Below are 21172 nucleotides of genomic sequence, written 5' to 3' on the forward strand. Positions count from 1 at the left end.
GGCGGAAATGGATCGAAAAATGCGGGGATGGCTCATATGTATGGCAATAATATTGCTAGTACTTGCGGCTTGCTCGAAAAAAGAGACGTTAGAAGATTCTTTACCTGAATTAGAAGAGGATGAGGAAGAAGTACTTATAGAAGAGGAGGAGCCCGTTGTTTCGTATAGAGCTCCTTTTACAGGAATGGCGATAGAAGAGGAGAATCTGCGTCGCCCAGTCCTTGTGACTATTAACAACCATCCGTTGGCAAGGTCGCAGTCGGGGATTAGCGATGCAGATATTATCTATGAATTTATCGCGGAAGCGAATGTTACCCGGTTTTTAGCTCTATTCCAAAGCGAATTACCTGAGGAAATCGGACCTATTCGCAGTGCAAGGGACTATTTCGTTCATGTTGCGCAAGGGCTCGATGCATTCTACGTAGCGCATGGCTATAGCCCTGATGCGCAAAAATTACTGCAGAGTGGCTTCGTTGATAATGTCAATGGCATGCAATACGATGGTACGCTATTTAAGCGTTCGACAGACCGGAAAGCACCGCATAATTCCTATATTTCGGGGGACAACGTACTTGTAGCAGCAGATAAGGCGAATGCATCGATGGAAATGAAGAAAATGCCGCCGCTTTCTTTCCATGATGCCTTAGAAGATGCTAAAATAGGGGACGACGCATTTGCGATTACTGTTCGGTATGGGACGGATCCCAATTTCACTAGCAATCATGTGTATGATGCGGATAAAGGAACGTATACTCGAACTGTGAATGAGCGAGTAACAACAGATAAAGTGAATGACGAGCAAGTGGAAGTGGCGAATGTACTTGTATTTGAAGTCGATTACAGTGTAATCGATGACATTGGTCGCCAAGCGGTCGATCTTGAATCAGGTGGTAAAGCGCTGCTGTTCCAAGCGGGGTTAGCTCAAGCGATTAATTGGAAAAATGATAATGGTATCCTAACGCCAGTGGTAAACGGTATACCTGCGAAATTGGTTCCAGGGAAGACATGGATCCATATTGTTCCGACAAAACCAGGTATGGAGACATCGGTGACCTATACCCCTTGAGGAATTCATTCAGAGAGAGGGAAGACCTATGCAAATTGATAAAATTCGTGGTCATCAGATGGATCAGCTATTTAAAGCGATGCTCGAATTGAAAGACCTCGATGAATGCTATGAATTTTTTGATGACCTCTGTACAATCAGTGAGCTACAGTCGTTGGCACAGCGGCTTGAAGTAGCACGGATGCTGAGGTTGAAAAAAACGTACGATAAGATTCAAGGTGAAACAGGTGCCAGTACGGCAACAATCTCACGAATCCGTCGCTGCGTCGATTACGGTCCAGGTGGCTACAATAAGGTGCTAGATCGATTGTACCCAGAACCAACGGAAAGTGAATAAGTGAGAACCGGGCGTGGAAAGAACTCGTCCGGTTTTTTTGGTATACTAATGACAATGGACATTATGAGATTAGGTGGTTGACTATGGATTATACAACATGGCGTCATGCCTTTAAATTAGATCCCGCTAAAACGGTGACAGACGAACAACTTGAACAGCTTGCAGAGTCAGGAACAGACGGTATTATTGTTGGTGGTACGGATGGAGTTACGCTCGATAATGTGCTCGATTTGCTCGTTCGCATTCGCAGATATTCTGTGCCGGTTGCACTCGAAGTATCGACAGTAGAGTCGGTGACACCAGGCTTTGATCATTACTTCATCCCAACGGTGTTAAATGCGACAAAGGTTGAATGGATTAGTGGTATTCATCATGCGGCTCTTCGTGAATATGGCCATATGATGGATTGGGATGAAATCGTCACAGAAGGATATTGTATTGTGAATCCCAATTGTAAAGCAGCGAAATTGACAGGGGTCACAGAAATCCCTGATGAAGAGGACGTCATTGCCTATGCACGCATGGCAGAGCACCTTTTCAACCTACCGATTTTCTATTTGGAATATAGCGGAACATACGGTGACACTGACATTGTTGAAGCGGCAGCACGCGTATTAGAAAAAACACGTCTTTTTTATGGTGGTGGCATTAAAAATGCTGAGGATGCAAAAAGAATGGCGGAAATCGCACATACAGTCATCGTGGGAAATATCATTTATGAGGATTTGAAAGCGGCGCTTCAGACGGTAGAAGCGGTGAAATCCGTTGCCCATCCAGGTGAAACACGTGTATAATAAAGAACAAATGTTCCGAGAGGGCGGTAGTATATGAATGAAATTGCAGAAAATCTCTTAGCAGGCATGAATCCTGAACAAGCCCGTGCAGTCAGAAAGACAGAAGGGCCACTGCTCATTATGGCGGGTGCGGGTTCGGGAAAGACGCGTGTACTCACGCATCGTATTGCTTATCTTGTTGTGGAAAAAAACGTTTATCCTTCTAATATCCTGGCGATTACTTTTACCAACAAGGCGGCACGTGAAATGCGTGATCGGATTGATGGATTACTTGGCGCAGGCACAGGTGAGCGCATGTGGGTGTCAACGTTTCACTCCATGTGTGTGCGGATTTTGCGACGCAACATTGACCGAATCGGTATGTCTAAAACCTTTTCCATCCTCGATTCGGCAGACCAGCTGTCGGTCGTTAAAAACGTCTTAAAAGAATTAAATCTAGATCCAAAACAATATGACCCACGCTCTATGCTAAATGCAATTAGTTCGGCGAAAAACGAATGCATTAATGCAGAGGAATTCCGTAGCCAAATCAATGCACACAACCCCTATGAAAAAACGATTGCGGACATTTACGATGGTTATGTGAAGCGGCTACGTAAAAACCAATCGCTCGACTTCGATGATTTGATCATGATGACGCTCGTCCTATTTGAACGTGTTCCAGATGTCCTCGAATATTATCAAAACAAATTCCAATACATTCACGTTGATGAGTACCAAGATACCAATAATGCCCAATACAGACTTGTGAATATGTTAGCCGATAAGTTCAAAAACCTTTGTGTAGTTGGTGACTCGGACCAATCGATTTACAGATGGCGTGGGGCAGACATTGGCAATATTTTATCGTTCGAAAAAGACTATAAAAATGCTGAAATGATTATGTTGGAGCAAAACTATCGCTCAACAAAACGCATCTTGCAAGCAGCGAATGACGTCATTACGAATAACAGAAGTCGCTATGATAAGAAATTGCGTACGGATAATGAGGAAGGCGAGACTATTGTCTTCTATAAAGCGAGCGATGAAAAAGACGAATCGCAGTTTGTTGTTGAGAAAATTCTAGAGCTGAGAGAACAAGAAAACTTAAAGCTTGATCAGTTTGCGATTTTGTACCGAACGAATGCACAGTCTCGTGTCATTGAGGAATATTTGGTTAAATCGAATCTCGACTATACGATTGTTGGCGGGACGAAGTTCTATGATCGCAAGGAAATTAAAGACTTGCTGGCTTATTTGCGTTTGATTGCCAACAATGAAGACGACCTTGCGCTAGCCCGCATTATTAATGAACCGAAACGCAGTATTGGTGCAACATCATTCGATAAAATGGCGCGCTTTGCCATTGAGCATGATCGTTCAATATTTGATGCATTACAAGAAGTTGATTTTATGGGACTGACAGCGCGGGCGGCAAATGAAGTGGCGAAGTTCCATGAATTAATCGGTGGATTTACAAAGATGCAGGAGTATCTGTCTGTTACCGAACTGGTTGAGCAAGTACTTGATAAAACAGGCTACCGTCAGATGTTGCAACGTGAAAAGACCATTGAATCAGAAAGTCGATTGGAAAACATCGAAGAGTTTCTATCTGTTACGGAAGCATTTGAGAAGCGTGCTGAAGAGGATACTGGGAATCGTTCATTAGTTGCATTTTTGACGGATTTGGCGCTTATTGCCGATATTGATTCATTAGACAAAGAAGAGAACCAATCGGCGGAGAAAATCGTCCTAATGACGATGCACGCAGCGAAAGGGCTTGAATTCCCTGTTGTCTTCATTATCGGTATGGAGGAAAACATCTTCCCGCATTCCCGTTCAATCGGCGATGACGAGGAAATGGAGGAAGAAAGACGACTTGCCTATGTTGGCATAACGCGTGCAGAACAGAAATTGTATTTGACGTCTGCTTCTTACCGAACAATTTTCGGACGGGGAAGTTACAATAGCCCGTCACGGTTTATCGGTGAAATTTCAGATGATATAGTGGAAATCGTTTCCCGTAATTCAGGCTTCACTTCTGGTTATTCATCCGCAAGTGCGGCACCGAAACGTGTAGCGGTTAAAAAGCCTGTTTATAAGACGAGTGGCGGAGACAAAATGGGGTGGAACCCTGGTGACAAAGCGGTCCATAAAAAGTGGGGGACAGGCATGGTCGTCAGTGTGAAAGGGACGGGCGAAGAAGTAGAGCTGGATATCGCATTCCCGAATCCAGTTGGCATTAAGCGTCTGTTCGCGAAATTTGCACCAATTGAAAAAGCATGATGAAGGAGCAGAGAAGAAATGGATCGAATTGAACTTGAACAACGTGTACAACAACTGAATGACCTGCTCCATGAGTATGGACATGCTTACTATGTAAGGGATACACCACTTGTTTCTGATGCGGTGTACGACCAATATATGCAGGAATTACTGGCGATTGAAACGGAACATCCGGATCTAGTTTATCCGGATTCGCCATCACAACGTGTCGGTGGGGAGGCGCTCGCAGGATTTGGGAAAGTTGTTCATGCATTTCCGATGCTGAGTTTGTCGAACGCATTTAATGAAAATGATTTACGGGAATTTGACAGGCGTGTCCAAGAAGCCGTTGGACATAATGTTTCCTATATTTGTGAATTGAAGATTGACGGTTTAGCCGTATCTTTACGCTATGAGGACGGCAAGTTTGTACAAGGTTCAACGCGGGGAGACGGTGCTGTAGGGGAAGATATTACGGCGAATTTGAAGACCATTCATACGATTCCACTACGTTTGAAAGAACCGCTTACGATTGAGGTACGTGGCGAAGCGTACATGCCGAAAAAATCCTTTGCACAGTTGAATGTTGCACGTGACGAATCGGGTGAAGAGCCGTTCGCCAATCCGCGCAATGCGGCTGCTGGTTCATTGCGACAGCTAGATCCAAAGATTGCCGCAAGTCGAAGCTTAGCTGTTTTTGTGTACAGTATCGGCGGTGATGGCAGTGTTTACGGACAGGATCGTCATTCAAGTTCACTCGATAACCTCGATGCTCTAGGATTTGAAACGAACAAGGAACGTCAGCGCTGCACGTCGATTGAAGAAGTGATTGCCTATATTGAAAAGTGGACCGCAAGCCGCTTGGACCTTAATTATGAAATCGATGGGATTGTGGTCAAAGTCGATCACTTTGAGGATCAGGAACAACTTGGCTTTACGGCGAGAAGTCCGAAATGGGCGATTGCTTATAAGTTTCCGGCTGAAGAAGTCGTGACAAAATTGCTCGGCATCGAGCTTAGTGTCGGTCGGACGGGTGTTGTCACACCGACGGCTATATTGGAACCTGTTCACGTTGCGGGTTCTACGGTGGGGCGCGCCTCGCTTCACAATGAAGACCTGATTAAAGAAAAGGACGTTCGAATCGGCGACACCGTCATTATACGGAAAGCGGGCGATATCATTCCAGAGGTCGTTGCCCCTATTATTGAGCAACGTACGGGTGATGAAGTGCCGTTCGATATGCCGAAAAATTGTCCAGAGTGTGACTCGGAGCTTGTGCGAATTGAAGGAGAGGTTGCGCTACGTTGTGTGAATCCACAATGTCCAGCGCAAATGAAAGAAGCGATTATTCACTTCGTTTCCCGTAATGCTATGAATATTGAAGGCATTGGAGAACGTGTTGTCGATCAACTCTATAATGCAGAGCTTGTCCATGACGTATCCGATTTATATACGTTAACAAAAGAGCCGCTACTGGAACTGGAACGCATGGGTGAAAAATCAGTATCCAACCTGTTAACGGCGATTGAAGCTTCCAAAACGAATTCGCTTGAGAAGATGCTCTTCGGGCTTGGCATTCGTCACGTTGGTGAAAAAGCGGCTACAATTCTTGCAGAGGAATTTGGCACGCTTGCAGCACTTATGGAAGCTGACGTAGAGCGCTTGTTAACCATACATGAAATTGGTGACAAGGTGGCGGAGTCGCTTACGACGTACTTTGGCAACGAAGATGTGCTTGAGGTACTAAGGAAGCTTGAAGCATATGGCGTCAATTTGACGTACAAAGGGCGTACGCGTCAAGAGATGCCGACAGAAGGACCTTTTGCAGGGAAAATCGTTGTCTTGACGGGGAAATTATCGATTCTAACGCGTAACGAAGCGAAGGAGCAGATCGAAGCGCTCGGTGGGAAAGTAAGTGGCAGTGTCAGTAAAAAGACAGATATCGTCGTTGCGGGAGAGGACGCTGGTTCTAAACTAGCAAAAGCTGAGGAACTCGACATCACGGTATGGGATGAGGAGCAGCTTGTTGAAGCGCTCGGCGAAAAGGAGTAATGATGATGAAGAGGTTAGTAGGGATACCCGGGTTGGTAGCCGTCCTCCTTCTTGGGGGATGTCTTCCTTCATTCGGAACGGAGAAAGAGGAGCTTATTCAAGAAGGGGAAGAGAGTACGGAAGAAACGGTCATCATTCCAGATGTCCAATTAAAAGAAGAGATGTATAAGACGCCTCTACCATTCAAGCAAAGTGCTAGTCGGGGAACGATTGTGAACAATATTTACACAAAATATGATATGCGAGAGGCCGAAGAAGGGCTGCTGCGACTGTCTAATCAGCACTTTGACTCGAAAAAGTATTACTTTCAAGAAGGTCAGTATATTGATAAGAGTACTGCACGTGCATGGTTATCCCGAAGTTCATCTGACGAAAATGGGCTCAATCCACCAGTAGAAGAAGGCATGAGTGATGAGCAAATTTCAGAGAGTGCACCGCTATACTTAGCACATATCGTTGAACAAAATTACCTTGAAATGACGGATGAAAAGAAAGTACGTCTGGCGGGTATTTCAATCGGCCTCGCACTTAACTCGAAGTATTATTCGAGAGAGGGAAGAGAAACGAAGATTTCGGATGAACAGCTGCAAGCGGAAGGGATGAAAATGGCGGAAGAAATTGTCCGTCGCCTTCGTGCAAAGGATGGCTTAGCAGACGTTCCGATTGTCGTAGGATTATTCAAACAAGCTGAACGAAATTCCATCGTGCCTGGCACATACTTTGCCTCAGCGGTAGCTGAAAAAGGGAAAGCAGCGCCGGCTGGGTGGAAAGAAGTGAAGGAGCAATACGTTGTCTTGCCAGCATCCTCGTCAACGGATAATTACAGGGATATTAATACGACGTTCAGCAACTTCAAACAGGATATTGACACCTATTTCCCGAGTTTCGTCAATGTCATCGGCACTGGATTTTTCAAAGATGGTGAGATGCAATCATTGACCATCAAGGTCCCTATTCAATTTTACGGTACAAGCGAATTAATCGGCTTCACCCAATATTTAACCGCATTGGTCATCAAATATTTCCCTAATGTGCATATTGAAGTAGATGTAACGTCCGTCAATGGCACGGAAGCATTGATTGTGAAAGAAGCAGGTTCAGACGATCCGTTTGTGCATATTTACGGTTATTGACGGCAGTAACTTTTCTTCATTAATGGAAGATGATATGATTAATCGTACAATTCAACACCGAGGAGGAGAAATCATGACACAATTGACGAAAGATGAAGTGAAACATCATGCGGGTCTTGCGTGGTTGGCTGTGACGGATGCTGAAGCAGAAGCGTACGTAGCGAGCCTTGGCGGCATTGTTGACTTCGTTAAGGAACTACAAGAGGTTGATACGGAACAGGTTGAACCAATGACGCACCCACTACAAGTATTTAACGTGTTACGTGAAGACGTACCAACAGATGTACTTGATCGTGAAGAAATGCTGAAAAGCGTGAAAGAACACGAAGCCGGACAAATCAAAGTACCGAACATTCTTTGATAAACGGATTTGAGGAGGAAAAAAGATGACGTTATTTAACAAAACGGCAACAGAACTTCAATCGCTTTTACATAATCGGGAAGTGTCTGTCAAAGAATTGACTGAAGAATCATTAACGCGCATTGCCGAACTCGATGGGGATGTACAGGCTTTCCTGACAACGACGAAAGAGCAAGCAATCGCTACGGCAGAAGCATTAGATAACCAACCGTTAGAAGGTCGCAGTCCATTATTTGGCTTGCCAATCGGCGTGAAAGATAACATCGTAACAAAAGGAATTGCGACAACTTGTGCGAGTAAAATGCTTGAAGACTTTGTCCCAGTTTACGATGCGACTGTTGTCGACAAAATCAACGCGGCAGGTATGATAACTGTTGGTAAGTTGAATATGGACGAATTCGCAATGGGGTCAACAACTGAAAAGTCTGCATTCCAAGTGACACGCAACCCATGGAATCTCGACCATGTACCAGGTGGCTCATCGGGTGGTTCAGCGGCGGCAGTAGCAGCTGGTGAAGTACCATTTGCACTTGGTTCTGATACAGGCGGTTCAGTTCGTCAACCAGCTGCGTTTTGTGGCGTAGTAGGCATGAAGCCGACATATGGTCGTGTATCACGTGCAGGACTTGTTGCATTTGCATCTTCAATGGACCAAGTTGGACCGATTACACGTACAGTTGAAGATAATGCATTGCTACTAAGTGCCATTGCAGGTTTGGATGCCAAGGATTCATCATCCTCCGCGCAAGCTGTTCCGGACTTTAGAGCTGCACTAACAGGCGATATCAAAGGCTTGAAAATTGGTGTGCCAGCTGAATACTTCGGTGAAGGCGTATCAGAAGAAGCAAAAAGCGCAGTGAAAGAAGCGCTAAAAGTACTTGAATCACTTGGAGCAGAGTGGGAAGAAGTGTCATTACCACATTCAAAATATGCTTCTCAAACATACTATGTCATTTCGTCATCTGAAGCATCGTCCAGCTTAGCGCGTTACGATGGAATTCGCTTCGGATACCGTGCGGAAGGGGCACAGAATTTAGAAGAAATTTATACACGTTCACGTTCTGAAGGATTCGGTGAAGAAGTAAAACGTCGTCTATTACTTGGTATGTATTCATTAGGCGCAGATCACCACGAGGATCTGTATGTGAAATCAATGAAAGTACGTACATTGATTGCACAGGACTTCGCGAATCTATTCGACAAATACGACGTAATTGTCGGACCAACAGCAGCAACAACAGCGTATAAAATCGGTGAAGTGATTCAAGATCCATTGACGCTATACGCAAACGATGTCTTAACAGTGCCAGTGAACCTTGCGGGTGTACCAGCGATTTCGGTACCATGTGGTTTCTCAAATGGCCTGCCACTTGGTCTGCAAATTATCGGGAAACATTTCGATGAAGCGACACTTTACAAAGTAGCACATGCTTATGAGCAAGCAACTGATTTTCATAAACAAACTCCAGCGATACGGGAGGGGAAATAATGACGAACTTTGAAACAATTGTTGGACTTGAAGTCCACGTAGAACTAAAAACTGATACAAAAATCATGTCACCGGCTCCCGCTCATTTCGGGGCAGAACCGAATATGAATATCCACGTGACAGACATAGCGTACCCAGGTGTGTTACCTACACTAAACAAGCGCGCAGTTGAATTTGGTATGAAGGCATCTATGGCATTGAACTGTGAAGTGGCAGATGTGATGAACTTCGACCGTAAGCACTATTTCTATCCAGATAATCCAAAAGCTTACCAAATCTCACAGGACAAGCGTCCAGTTGGTCAGAATGGCTGGGTTGAAATTGAAGTCGAAGGTAAAAAGAAAAAAATCCGTATCGAACGTATTCACCTTGAAGAAGATGCTGGGAAACTAACGCACTCTGATGGCGGCTATTCACTTGTTGACCTGAACAGACAAGGAACACCACTTGTAGAAATCGTCACAGAAGCTGACATTCGCTCACCAGAAGAAGCGTATGCTTTCCTTGAAAAGCTCAAAGCAATCATCCAATATACAGGTGTTTCTGATGTACGTATGGAAGAGGGATCACTACGTTGTGATGCCAACATTTCGATTCGTCCATTTGGCCAAGAAAAGTTCGGTACGAAAACAGAGTTGAAAAACTTGAACTCTTTCAACTTCGTTCGCCGCGGAATTGCTTATGAAGTAGAACGCCAAGAGAAAGTATTGTTATCTGGCGGGACGATTCAACAGGAAACACGTCGTTATGACGAAGCAACAGGCGGAACAACATTGATGCGTATCAAGGGTAGTGCTCAGGATTACCGTTTCATCAACGACCCAGACCTACCTGAAATCCATATCGATCAAGAATGGAAAGACCGTGTTCGTGCGGAAATTCCAGAGCTACCGGATGCACGAAAAGCACGCTATGTTAGCGAACTTGATCTACCAGAGTACGATGCGGGCGTCTTGACGCTGACAAAAGTGATGTCTGATTTCTTTGATGCAACAGTTACGGCTGGTGCGGATGCGAAACTAGCTTCTAACTGGTTAATGGGCGAAGTGTCAGCTTATCTAAACGCAGAGCAAAAGGAACTTGCTGATACAGCGTTGACGCCTGAAGGGCTTGCAGGTATGGTGAAATTACTTGCGGACGGCACGATCTCATCGAAAATCGCGAAAAAAGTATTCAAGGAATTGATTGAAAACGGCGGCAATGCAGCAGACATCGTGAAAGCAAAAGGACTTGTCCAAATTTCCGATGAAGGCACACTTCGTAAAATTGTTACGGAAACATTGGATGCCAATGCACAATCCATTGAAGACTACAAAAATGGGAAAGACCGTGCAGTTGGCTTCCTAGTAGGTCAAATTATGAAGGCGACAAAAGGACAAGCGAATCCACCACTTGTCAACAAAATCCTTCTTGAAGAAATTGCGAAACGATAAATGATAAGTGATTGCGTCCTAAGTATGGCTAAAAGTAGTCACACTTAGGACGTTTTCTAATCCTGTCATTTGATTCATACAAAGGGAAAACGTACAATTATAGGAAAGGGAGTGTGATTTATTAATGAAAACAGAACAACAATATTTTGATGAAGCGATTTCACTCACGCAATATATGGATAACATGGAATCACATAAAGAAAACAGCTTCCGCATTTACGAACAGTTTGAAGTACCACAGGACGATGCATTCATTGCACTCCTGAAAGAAAAGAAACCGAACGTCCTTGTGATTACAGAGGATTGGTGCGGCGATGCGATGATGAATAATCCGATTTTGCGCAGAATTGCAGAGGCGGCGGATTTGGACGTGCGCGCAGTATATCGTGATGCGGATACGGAACTGATTGATAGGCATTTAACAAATGGTGGTAGATCGATTCCAGTGTACTTGTTCCTAGATGCGAATGGGGAAGTAGAGGCGAAGTGGGGCCCACGTGCCGCAACAATCCAAGAATATGTGATGGAATTGCGCAAGGATATGCCAGCGTCTGATGCACCAGAATACAAAGAAAAACAACAGGCATTTATTGAACAGATTACAGCGGAATATATATCCAAGCCAGAGCATTGGTTAACGGTTTATGAAGATTTCCGCAATACATTGCTACCACTTTTGCAAAAAGCTTAACTGCTGACGTAATTAGTTGAACTTATAATTTCCCCCACTCACTTAGTTGATTGGAGTGCAGAGCGGCGACTCCAGCGGGAGCAGCGCGAGCTGAAAGCCCCGCAGGAACGCAGTGACGAGGAGATTGAAGTCGTGCCCGCGGAAAGCGTCCGCTCGGAACGGAAATCAACGTGGAGAAGGTATTATTTAGTAGTTCAACTTATAAAAAAACATATGAACGAATTGAGAGGGCATTCGGATGAAACGTGCACGAATTATTTATAATCCTACATCGGGGCGCGAGTTGTTCCGCAAACATTTAGCAGAAGTGCTAGAGAAGCTTGAAAAGGCTGGATATGAAGCGTCCTGTCATGCGACAACAGGTGAAGGCGATGCAACAGAAGCGGCTAAGCATGCCGTGGAACGTGGTTTTGATTTGGTAATTGCTGCAGGTGGAGACGGTACGTTAAATGAGGTTGTCGCGGGTGTCAGCTCATTTGAAAAACGACCTAAAATTGGTTTGATTCCAACGGGGACGACAAATGATTTCGCGCGTGCGTTACGCATTCCGCGTGATGTCGATGCTGCGGTGGACATCATTGTTCGTGGAGAAACGATTCCAGTCGATGTTGGCTTGATGAATGAGCGTCATTTCATCAACATCGCAGGTGGCGGAAGAATGACTGAGCTAACGTATGATGTGCCGAGTAAACTAAAAACGATGCTTGGTCAACTTGCTTATTATTTAAAAGGGATTGAAATATTGCCGTCTATTCATTCTTCTCATGTAAGAATCGAGTACGATGGACAAGTATTTGACGACGAAGCAATGATGTTCCTTGTGGGCTTGACGAACTCCATTGGTGGCTTCGAAAAGTTAGCGCCAGATTCGAGCATTAACGATGGGAAATTTACATTGCTCATTTTGAAAAAATGTAATATTGCCGAGTTCATCCGAATTGTTACGCTTGCACTTAGAGGAGAACACCTAGCTGATCCACTCGTCATTTCGAGTCGAGCGGAAAAGATTACGGTTACCTCATCTCAGGAAGTTCTGTTAAATCTGGACGGAGAGTATGGAGGCTTGCTACCGGCAACATTCCAAAATCTCTATCGGCATATTGAAATGTTCGCTCCACTCGATGAGTTGCGACCAGAAGATCGGATAGATTAAATAAAAAAGCTGTATGAATGCCCTTTGTTGGCCATTCATACAGCTTTTTTTAAATGAAATCGATGTCCTGTCCTTGATTGCCCGCCAGTTTGGGTAAATCCTTAACAGGAACCCAACGATGGCAAAAGGTCATTCCAGCATCTTTGCCGTCTCCTTCAACACGGTACTCCCAGTCATTGGATTCATGCCCAAGGTAGGCTAGGTGGAAAATATTCCGCTCATAGACGATATTTTCGTCTTGCGGATAGTAATTAGTTTTATTCACTTTCCCTTGCAATTCAAGAAGATCCCGTGTAATACCTGTTTCTTCTTCGATTTCTCGATACAAGGCATCCATTAGAAATTCGTCGCGCTCAATTGTGCCTCCTGGGACTTGTAATCCGGCTTCAGGATGATCCTTTTGCTCGAACACAAGGATTTTCCGCTCGCCGTCTTCTTCTTGTGTAATGTATGCCAGCACTTTTCTTTTCAGTTCCATTGTGTTCACCTCGCTTTAGTTTATCTATTATACATAAAATTGAGAATACTTTCAAGTGCGCGTATTATATAATTTAAAATTCCTTCTTATCATTCAAGTAAACATAATTAAAGGGAATAGTGGGTATAAGGAAGAGTAAGGCGTAATCGATTAAGTAGGGAGATAAGAAAGGGCGTGCCCCAATGTACAAAAAACAGGAGAAACGACTGATGTGGCTTGCCTTCGTTGTTGCAGGCATTATGTTGCTGTCAATTATCGGTCGAGTTGTCGGGTAGCTAAAGGAGGAATTTATGATGGGAAATGAAGAAGCTGTCTTTTTTTCACGCGTGTTAACAGAGTTAACGTTATCGTTTCATATCATTTACGCGACGATTGGCGTTGGTGTTCCACTCATGATTATGATTGCGCAATGGGTGGGAATTAAGAAAAATGATGAACATTATATTTTACTGGCACGACGCTGGGCGCGTGGTTTTGTCATTACCGTAGCGGTCGGTGTTGTTACGGGAACAGCAATCGGTTTACAGCTATCTTTATTATGGCCGAATTTTATGGAACTAGCCGGCAATGTCATTGCACTTCCACTATTCATGGAAACCTTTGCGTTCTTTTTTGAAGCGATTTTTCTTGGCATTTATTTATATACATGGGATCGATTCGAGAATCAGAAAAAACATTTACTATTGCTCATTCCAGTGGCAATCGGGGCTTCATTTTCCGCGGTGTTCATAACGATTGTGAATGCTTTCATGAATGCACCGCAAGGCTTTGACATCGTAAACGGTGAACTTGTCAATATCAATCCGTTGCTCGCGATGTTCAACCCGGCGATGCCAACAAAAGTGGCGCATGTTGTGGCAACGGCCTATATGACATCTGCTTTTGTGCTAGCATCGATTGCGGCGTTCCGGTTATTGAAGGGATCGAATCATGAGTACCACAAAAAAGCTCTGTATTTGACGATGAAAGTGGGTCTGGTCTTTGCCATTGCAACGGCGGTTATCGGTGATTTCTCGGGGAAATATTTAGCAGAGTATCAGCCAGAAAAATTGGCTGCTGCAGAATGGCACTTTGAAACAGAGGGCAATGCGCCACTAATTTTATATGGTGTGCTCGATGATGGAGAAGTAAAATATGCGATTAAAATTCCATTTGCGTTATCGATTCTGGCGCATAATAATCCAACGGCAGAAGTAATCGGATTGGATCAATTTGCAGAAGAAGATACACCTCCCTTATATATCCATTATTTGTTCGATATTATGGTGACGATAGGTGTGTGGATGACGCTATTGTCGGGCGTCTTTTGGTTAGGTACGCGACTGCGCTGGAAAATGGTGAAGGCGAAATGGTTCCGTTGGCTAATTGTGTTTGGAGGGCCGCTGTCCATCTTAGCGATTGAGGCAGGTTGGTGGATGGCTGAGGTTGGCAGGCAGCCGTGGATTCTTCGTGGCATCATGCGGACACAGGATGCCGCTACGACGAGTGGTCAGGTAGATACGATGCTAGTGTTATTTGCATTGCTGTATCTCGTTCTCGGAGTCGGTAGTGTGGTTGTACTAAGACGAATGTTTCGTAAAAATCCGGTTGAGCGTGAAATAGAGGACCGCGAAATGGAGAAAGGCGGTGATATGCTATGAACCTTGAAATATTGGGAATATCGGTTTTATGGACATTCTTGTTCGGCTATATACTCATTGGTGCTATCGACTTTGGGGCAGGATTTTTCAATGCGTATAGTCGACTTACGGGACGCCAGCGTATTTTGACGAACATTATTCAGCGTTATTTATCGCCTGTTTGGGAAGTGACGAATGTTTTTCTCGTGTTCTTCTTCGTCGGGATTATCGGCTTTTTTCCGAAGACAGCATTTTACTATGGAACGACGCTTCTCGTGCCGGTGAGTATTGGCGTGATTTTACTGGCGATTCGCGGATCGTATTATGCGTTTGAAACGTATGGTGCACGCGGTCATAAAGGTTATTCGTTTATGTACGGAGTAGCAGGTATTTTGATTCCTGCTTCGCTGTCGATTGTGTTGACGATTTCGGAAGGCGGCTTTGTTGAAATGGTGGATGGTAATCCAGTGCTCGATTATTGGGTGCTGTTTACGAGCCCATTAACGTGGGCGATTGTTGTGCTGAGCATTGCAGCAACGTTGTATATCTCCGCGGTATTCCTGACGTGGTATGCCAATAAAGCGCGTGATGTGGAAGCAACGAACCTTCTCCGGAAATACGCGCTCATTTGGGCATTACCGACGATCATTACTGCGGGTGGCATCATTGTTGAACTGAGAAACCACAATCCAGAGCATTACAGCAATATCCAGACGTTTTGGCCAATGTTCCTTGTGTCTTTCATCATGTTCATCGGTACGGTTTGGTTACTATGGAAACGTAGCCGTTATGGGTTGGCATTCATCTTGCTGATGGGGCAATTTGCTTTTGCATTCTTCGGTTACGGCGCATCACATTATCCGTATTTGTTATATCCGTACTTGACGATTTACGATAGCTTTACGAACCCCGCGATGGCAATTTCACTTGTTGTTGTGTTTATCATGGGACTAGGCTTGTTAATTCCATCGATTATTTTGCTCATGCGTTTGTTCTTGTTCGATAAAGATTACGTCCATGGAAAAGGCGATTATCACGCATAAGGAGGAATGATTTATGACACATTTTCTAATGTTTTACGCACCTTTCATCGTCCTAATTGGTGGAATTGCCGTGGCATTTATTGTCGCTCCGATGGACGGAGCTGTGCGGAAGCAAGTGGAGGAAGAGAAGTGATTGGTAGGATAGCAGACGTCGTTGGGGGCGTCTGTTTTTGGGGAGAGATAATGCTGAAGCGCGCAAAGAGGTTGTCTAAGCACGCATAAAGTTTACGAAACCGCGCAAAGAGGTCATCGAAGCACGCATAAAGTTTGCAAACCCTCGCAAAGAGATTCCATAACCACGCATAATCTCCATTTTCATCGCCTGCATGGTAAAATAGAAGTATCTGAAATGTGGAGGAAAAATGAATGTCTTTTAGTGTAAATCGAAATGATAAATTGAATGTCTTTGTAGAGGATTTGACGCATGACGGCTCGGGCGTTGCGAAAGTAGACGGCTATCCGCTATTCATCCCTGGGGCGTTACCTGGTGAAGAAGTATCCATCCAAGTGGGCAAAACGTTGAAAAACTATGGCTTTGCCCGCCTGCTACAAGTGACGAAAGCATCACCGGATCGTGTGGAGCCACCTTGCCACGTCTTTTCGGAATGTGGCGGATGCCAAATGCAGCATTTGTCCTACGAAGGGCAACTCGTACAAAAACGTAAAACCGTGCGTGATGTGATGGATCGAATTGCTAAGTTGCCGCATGTGCCTGTTCATCCCGTCAAAGGAATGGATAACCCGTGGCGTTACCGCAATAAATCCCAAATACCTTTTAGTGACCAAAATGGCAAAGTCGTATCCGGTTTTTACAGAACACGTACGCACCACATCGTCGATACAGATATTTGTCTGATTCAAAGTCACGAAGCGGATGATCTCATGACGATGCTGAAACACGAACTGCATGCGATGGGAATCGATGCCTATGATGAAAGAACCCATCGTGGTATGCTTCGTCATTTAATTGTCCGTAAAGGGCGTGCAACGGGTGAACTGATGGTCGTGCTAGTGACACGCAAAAAGAAGTTTACGCAAAAGGATGCAGCGATTGCACTTATTAAACGAATTGTGCCGGATGTGACGTCTATTATGCAAAACGTCAATGATCAGAAAACGAACGTTATTTTTGGAGATGAAACGATTTTATTGCACGGCAAACCCGTGATTGTTGATTCAATTGGTGATATTGATTTTGAAATATCCGCACGTTCTTTCTATCAAGTGAACCCGGAACAAACAGAAGTATTATACGGACAAGCACTTGATTATGCGCAATTGACAGGGAACGAGTCTGTTATTGATGCCTATTGTGGTATCGGTACAATCTCTTTATTCATCGCACAAAAGGCGAAAGAAGTGTACGGTGTTGAAATCGTGCCACAAGCGATTGAAGACGCCAAGCGCAATGCGGAACTGAATGGCATCGACAATGCGTATTTTGAAGCTGGTGCAGCGGAAGTTGTTATTCCGAAATGGTACGCCGATGGCAAGCGATTTGACGTATTAGTCGTCGATCCGCCGCGTAAAGGCTGCGACGAAGAGCTGTTGAATACGATTTTAGAGTATAAGCCGAAGCGTGTTGTTTATGTGTCATGTAATCCTGGGACACTTGCGCGCGATTTGCGTATCTTGGAAGATGGCGGCTATCGCACGCAGGAAGTGCAGCCGGTGGATATGTTTCCGCATTCAAGTCATGTGGAGTGTGTGGTTTGGTTAGAGATTTGAAATAGTATAATGAATAGCTGGTGAAGAATCGATTTTAACAGGATTCTTCACCAATTAATAAAGAACCCGGGAAAAGATTCGCCTTTTCCCGGGTTTACAATCATAAAAACTCAGCCAGTTGCTGTTGACGCTTATCGAGCATAATTTGTTCTGGCTTGATGCCTTGTGCACGCAGTAGTTCAATGTTGTCCAGAAGGAATTCGTCACTACCAACTACATAGAATTGTCCGTCTTTATCTGCCGTTAGATTTTTCACTTCTTCATAGTAGTCTTTCCGATTATCGACGAACTGTGATGTGAATTTCTTAGCAGATGTAGATTCGAAAATATTCGTGAAGAGGAAGTTTTTTGACGAGTCGATGTTCAAGGAATGAATTTGATTGACGCCTTCCGTACGCTCGAAATAATCCAGTACAAGTGGTCTGAAAGTTGCCAGGCCAACACCTGATGATAGTAGATACACATTTTTGTTTTCTCTTCTGAGAGGTATATTCGAATGCGTTTTAAATAGGGCAACTTCATTACCAACTTCAAGATTTCTTAAGGTCGCTTTAAACTCAGAGCACTGTTCTCTGATACGTGTTGTAATACCAATGGAATTTTCATGGGGTAAAGTGGATATGGACATATGGCGAATTAAGCCACGGTTCGGTTTATCTCCAGCATTAAAACCTTTCAATGCGAAATGAGTGTGGGAACCTTCCTCCCATGAAAAGCCTTCTGGACAATCAAGTAAGTATGTTTTCACTTCAGGCGTTTCTTCAATAATTTTATTTATTTTAGTCCAGTATATTTGCATCATACTCTCCCCTTACATAATTAGATTTTCTATCTCTATTTAACATACATTAATTGATAATGATTATCAATTAAATGGTTTTCTAAATGGAGTGGTTACCAGCTTTCTTTTAAATAACGATTGAAAATGGCATAATAAATGACATAGAGTTAAATAGCGGTCGATAAAGTGATGATTTTCATCCTTATTCAAGCGTCAATAAATGAAAGCTGGAGGAAAACAAATGGATACTGTTACGGGGTCAAAAAGAATAAACGGATTTAAAATGGTATTACAAGGGTTAGCTGTGATGATCGGTGCATTTATAACCGCTTATGGACTAGAGGCGGTATTAATTCCAAACAATGTGTCAGATGGAGGCGTGACGGGACTAAGTATCGTAGGATCACAATTATTTGGTTTACCACTGGGCATCCTAATTGCAGTGCTAAATATTCCATTTGTCATTTTAGGGTATTATCAACTTGGTAAAAGCTTTGCCATTTATTCTGTAATCGGCATCGCTTCACTTGCGTATGGAACGAGCGTTATGCATCGCATCCCCACGATTATTGAAGGAGATACGTTGTTAATAACGGTTGTTGGCGGTATTATTATCGGTTTCGGAATGGGGATTGCCCTACGAAACGGGGGTGCGTTAGATGGGATTGACATGTTGGCTGTCCTACTTTCCAGGCGCTTACCTTTTGGAACGAGTGACCTTATTTTATTCTTAAACTTATTTGTGTTTATTGTTGTCTCGTTCGTATTTGGACTTCAAGGGGCTTTCTTATCAGGAATCGCTTATTTTATCGCTTCGAAGGTGATTGCAATTGTTGAAGAGGGGTTAAGTGGTTCTAAGACCTTTAAAATTATTACAGATCAACCAGAATTAATGGTTGAGACAATACGTGAACGCTTGGGTCGTGGTGCCACATATAATCAGGTTGAAGGTGGTTTTTCCAATGAAAGTTTTAAAGAAATCACTTGTATCATTAGCCGTTTAGAGGATAGCAAAATGAAAGAGATTATTAATGAAGTTGACAAACATGCTTTTGTTGCTGTGTATGATGTTGCAGAAGTAAAGGGTGGTAACTTCAAGAAAAGGGATATTCATTGAGCGTCAGTGCAATCAATGTTGAAATAAAGAACCTTACTAACAAGGCTCTACAGTTGGAGATGCCTCCCGCAATAAGCTGGACAGAAGTCCGCTGTCAGTCTTTAAAACAACTTTGAACGGTTTACTTGGTGTCAGTCACTTGTTCAAATGGACAAGAAATTGTTCGTTCCGGGCTTTTTACGTGGAGTAGCGTCCAAAGACTCAATTTTGGCCGTCAAAGCCTTTGTAATGGTTTTTTCGATTGTTATGGGTAGGAAGCACTCACCTATTTGCATAAGGAAAAACGAGTGTATATTTAAAAAGTTGTATTGCTAATCGTCGTTCGCTTTAAAGACGTTTATTGCTTATCAGGTTATCTTATACTAAAATTAAAAACAAAGATTCCCTATTCGGCGTTGGGTCCTACCGATCTAGGGGAAGAATAGAATTTAATGCTGGCATTGTTAAAGTAGCTTCCTTGAAGGAATTGCTTTAATAATGCCTTTTTCTTTAAATAAGAATAAGAAAAAAACGCTTCGAAAAGGTAAAGTAGCTTATTTGAAAAGGTCATATGGAAGAACCAGAGGGAGCGATGGAGATGGAGTTCGATACAAGTACAGTGGCTATTCAAGTAATCGGTGTGGGTGGCGGAGGAAACAATACCATAAACCGCATGATTGAGCATGGGACTCAGGGTGTAGAGTTTATTGCTGTTAATACAGATATGCAGGCTGTCAAATTATCACAAGCAGAGACGAAGATGCAGATCGGTGTAACATTGACAAGAGGTTTAGGAGCAGGAGCTAATCCGGAAATTGGTAAAAAGGCAGTGGAAGAAAGTAAAGAAACGCTCCGAAGGAAAATGAAAGGTGCGGACATGGTGATCGTTACAGCTGGAATGGGAGGTGGTACAGGAACAGGTGCCGCCCCAGCAATTGCCGAAATTGCCCGTGAGCTTGGCATACTCACGATCGGCGTTGTTACATATCCCTTTACGTTCGAGGGCCGTAAGCGTGCAAGTCAAGCGGAAGCTGGTATCGCCGCGATGAAGACAGCCGTAGACACGTTAATTGTTATTCCAAACGATCGTTTGTTGGAAATAATCGATAAAAATACACCCATGCTTGAAGCGTTTCGCGAAGCGGATCATGTCCTGCGCCAAGCTATCCAGGGAATTTCGGATGTCATTACCGTACCAGGTTTAATCAACGTCGACTTTGCTGATGTCAAAACAATCATGTCCAATAAAGGTTCAGCTCTAATAGGCATTGGCAGTGCGAGAGGTAACAACCGTGCTGCTGATGCTGCAAAAAAAGCTATTTCCAGTCCGTTATTTGGGACTGGAACCTCCATAGATCAGGCTCAAGGTGTGCTGATAAAAATCACAGGCGGGACAAATGTAAGTCTATATGAAGTACAAGAGGCTGCAGATATTATTGCGTCTGTGGGAGGTGACGAGTCAACCGTGATTATCGGTTCTGTCATTAACGAAAACTTACAAGATGAGATGGTTATAACCGTTATTGCTACTGGCTTTAATGATTGGAAGGCCCCAGTCAGCAAAACATCTTCTCAACTTTCAACAGCAGACAAGAGGTCACAACCAACCAGTCGATAGCACAAGCAATTGGTGTTTATACAAATCTTATTTAGGTTTTATATTACTAGCATCGC

At 43.8% G+C, this 21172-nt stretch carries 18 protein-coding genes; 16 read left to right on the forward strand and 2 right to left on the reverse strand.

All coding sequences use genetic code 11. From position 1 onward, the window contains the following. The first annotated feature begins 7 nt into the window (after positions 1-7). The 11 genes from MKY34_RS06350 to MKY34_RS06400 all read left to right on the forward strand — a co-directional run bounded on the left by MKY34_RS06350 (position 8) and on the right by MKY34_RS06400 (position 12753). Positions 8-1066 (forward strand): DUF3048 domain-containing protein, encoded by a 1059-nt coding sequence (locus MKY34_RS06350; protein ID WP_342514362.1) that lies wholly within the window; start codon positions 8-10, stop codon positions 1064-1066. A 28-nt stretch (positions 1067-1094) separates the two neighbouring features. Then, the gene (locus MKY34_RS06355) at positions 1095-1403 is read left to right on the forward strand and encodes a YerC/YecD family TrpR-related protein (protein ID WP_342514363.1); all 309 of its coding nucleotides are present in this window, start codon (positions 1095-1097) and stop codon (positions 1401-1403) included. A gap of 83 nt (positions 1404-1486) precedes the next feature. Further along, positions 1487-2197, forward strand: coding sequence for a heptaprenylglyceryl phosphate synthase (locus tag MKY34_RS06360; protein WP_342514364.1), 711 nt, complete (start codon positions 1487-1489; stop codon positions 2195-2197). Between the two features lie 33 nt (positions 2198-2230). Next, on the forward strand, positions 2231-4462 hold the full coding sequence (gene pcrA, locus MKY34_RS06365) for a DNA helicase PcrA (RefSeq protein WP_342514365.1): 2232 nt from the start codon (positions 2231-2233) through the stop codon (positions 4460-4462). A gap of 18 nt (positions 4463-4480) precedes the next feature. Then, positions 4481-6493 (forward strand): NAD-dependent DNA ligase LigA, encoded by a 2013-nt coding sequence (gene ligA / locus MKY34_RS06370; RefSeq protein ID WP_342514366.1) that lies wholly within the window; start codon positions 4481-4483, stop codon positions 6491-6493. Between the two features lie 5 nt (positions 6494-6498). Further along, complete coding sequence (locus MKY34_RS06375) at positions 6499-7626, forward strand: CamS family sex pheromone protein (RefSeq protein ID WP_342514367.1); 1128 nt, start codon at positions 6499-6501, stop codon at positions 7624-7626. Between the two features lie 73 nt (positions 7627-7699). Continuing rightward, a complete protein-coding gene (gatC, locus tag MKY34_RS06380; RefSeq protein ID WP_342514368.1) occupies positions 7700-7987 on the forward strand; it encodes an Asp-tRNA(Asn)/Glu-tRNA(Gln) amidotransferase subunit GatC in 288 nt (95 codons plus the stop codon). A 25-nt stretch (positions 7988-8012) separates the two neighbouring features. After that, positions 8013-9476: an Asp-tRNA(Asn)/Glu-tRNA(Gln) amidotransferase subunit GatA gene (gatA, locus tag MKY34_RS06385; protein ID WP_342514369.1), complete on the forward strand. Its 1464-nt coding sequence runs from the start codon at positions 8013-8015 to the stop codon at positions 9474-9476. Beyond that, positions 9476-10909, forward strand: a complete 1434-nt coding sequence (gene gatB / locus MKY34_RS06390; protein ID WP_342514370.1) for an Asp-tRNA(Asn)/Glu-tRNA(Gln) amidotransferase subunit GatB — start codon at positions 9476-9478, stop codon at positions 10907-10909. Before gatA ends, gatB begins: the two co-directional genes overlap by 1 nt. 124 nt (positions 10910-11033) lie before the next feature. Beyond that, positions 11034-11600 carry a thioredoxin family protein gene (locus tag MKY34_RS06395; RefSeq protein ID WP_342514371.1) on the forward strand — a complete coding sequence of 189 codons (567 nt, stop codon included), beginning with the start codon at positions 11034-11036 and terminating at the stop codon, positions 11598-11600. Positions 11601-11838: 238 nt separating this feature from the next. Beyond that, positions 11839-12753, forward strand: coding sequence for a diacylglycerol kinase (locus MKY34_RS06400; protein WP_342514372.1), 915 nt, complete (start codon positions 11839-11841; stop codon positions 12751-12753). A gap of 49 nt (positions 12754-12802) precedes the next feature. Here the strand turns inward: MKY34_RS06400 and MKY34_RS06405 are convergent, their stop codons facing one another. Next, complete coding sequence (locus MKY34_RS06405; protein WP_342514373.1) at positions 12803-13231, reverse strand: NUDIX domain-containing protein; 429 nt, start codon at positions 13229-13231, stop codon at positions 12803-12805. A gap of 293 nt (positions 13232-13524) precedes the next feature. Here MKY34_RS06405 and MKY34_RS06410 point away from each other — a divergent pair, with 293 nt between their 5' ends. The 3 genes from MKY34_RS06410 (at position 13525) to rlmD (ending at position 17621) form a co-directional block, all read left to right on the forward strand. Next, positions 13525-14871 (forward strand): cytochrome ubiquinol oxidase subunit I, encoded by a 1347-nt coding sequence (locus MKY34_RS06410; RefSeq protein ID WP_342514374.1) that lies wholly within the window; start codon positions 13525-13527, stop codon positions 14869-14871. Further along, on the forward strand, positions 14868-15893 hold the full coding sequence (locus tag MKY34_RS06415; protein WP_342514375.1) for a cytochrome d ubiquinol oxidase subunit II: 1026 nt from the start codon (positions 14868-14870) through the stop codon (positions 15891-15893). The genes MKY34_RS06410 and MKY34_RS06415 overlap by 4 nt, the downstream gene beginning before the upstream one ends. Before the next feature lie 366 nt (positions 15894-16259). Continuing rightward, a complete protein-coding gene (gene rlmD, locus MKY34_RS06420; RefSeq protein WP_342514376.1) occupies positions 16260-17621 on the forward strand; it encodes a 23S rRNA (uracil(1939)-C(5))-methyltransferase RlmD in 1362 nt (453 codons plus the stop codon). Between the two features lie 100 nt (positions 17622-17721). Here rlmD and MKY34_RS06425 read toward each other — a convergent pair whose 3' ends face one another. Beyond that, positions 17722-18420, reverse strand: a complete 699-nt coding sequence (locus MKY34_RS06425) for a dihydropteridine reductase (protein ID WP_342514377.1) — start codon at positions 18418-18420, stop codon at positions 17722-17724. A 265-nt stretch (positions 18421-18685) separates the two neighbouring features. Between MKY34_RS06425 and MKY34_RS06430 the strand changes: the two genes are divergently transcribed. Beyond that, positions 18686-19519, forward strand: coding sequence for a YitT family protein (locus tag MKY34_RS06430; protein ID WP_342515206.1), 834 nt, complete (start codon positions 18686-18688; stop codon positions 19517-19519). A gap of 577 nt (positions 19520-20096) precedes the next feature. Then, a complete protein-coding gene (gene ftsZ / locus MKY34_RS06435) occupies positions 20097-21116 on the forward strand; it encodes a cell division protein FtsZ (protein ID WP_342514378.1) in 1020 nt (339 codons plus the stop codon). The last annotated feature ends 56 nt before the right edge of the window (positions 21117-21172 follow it).

Origin of the sequence: Sporosarcina sp. FSL K6-1522 (assembly GCF_038622445.1) — a bacterium.
Classification (GTDB): domain Bacteria; phylum Bacillota; class Bacilli; order Bacillales_A; family Planococcaceae; genus Sporosarcina.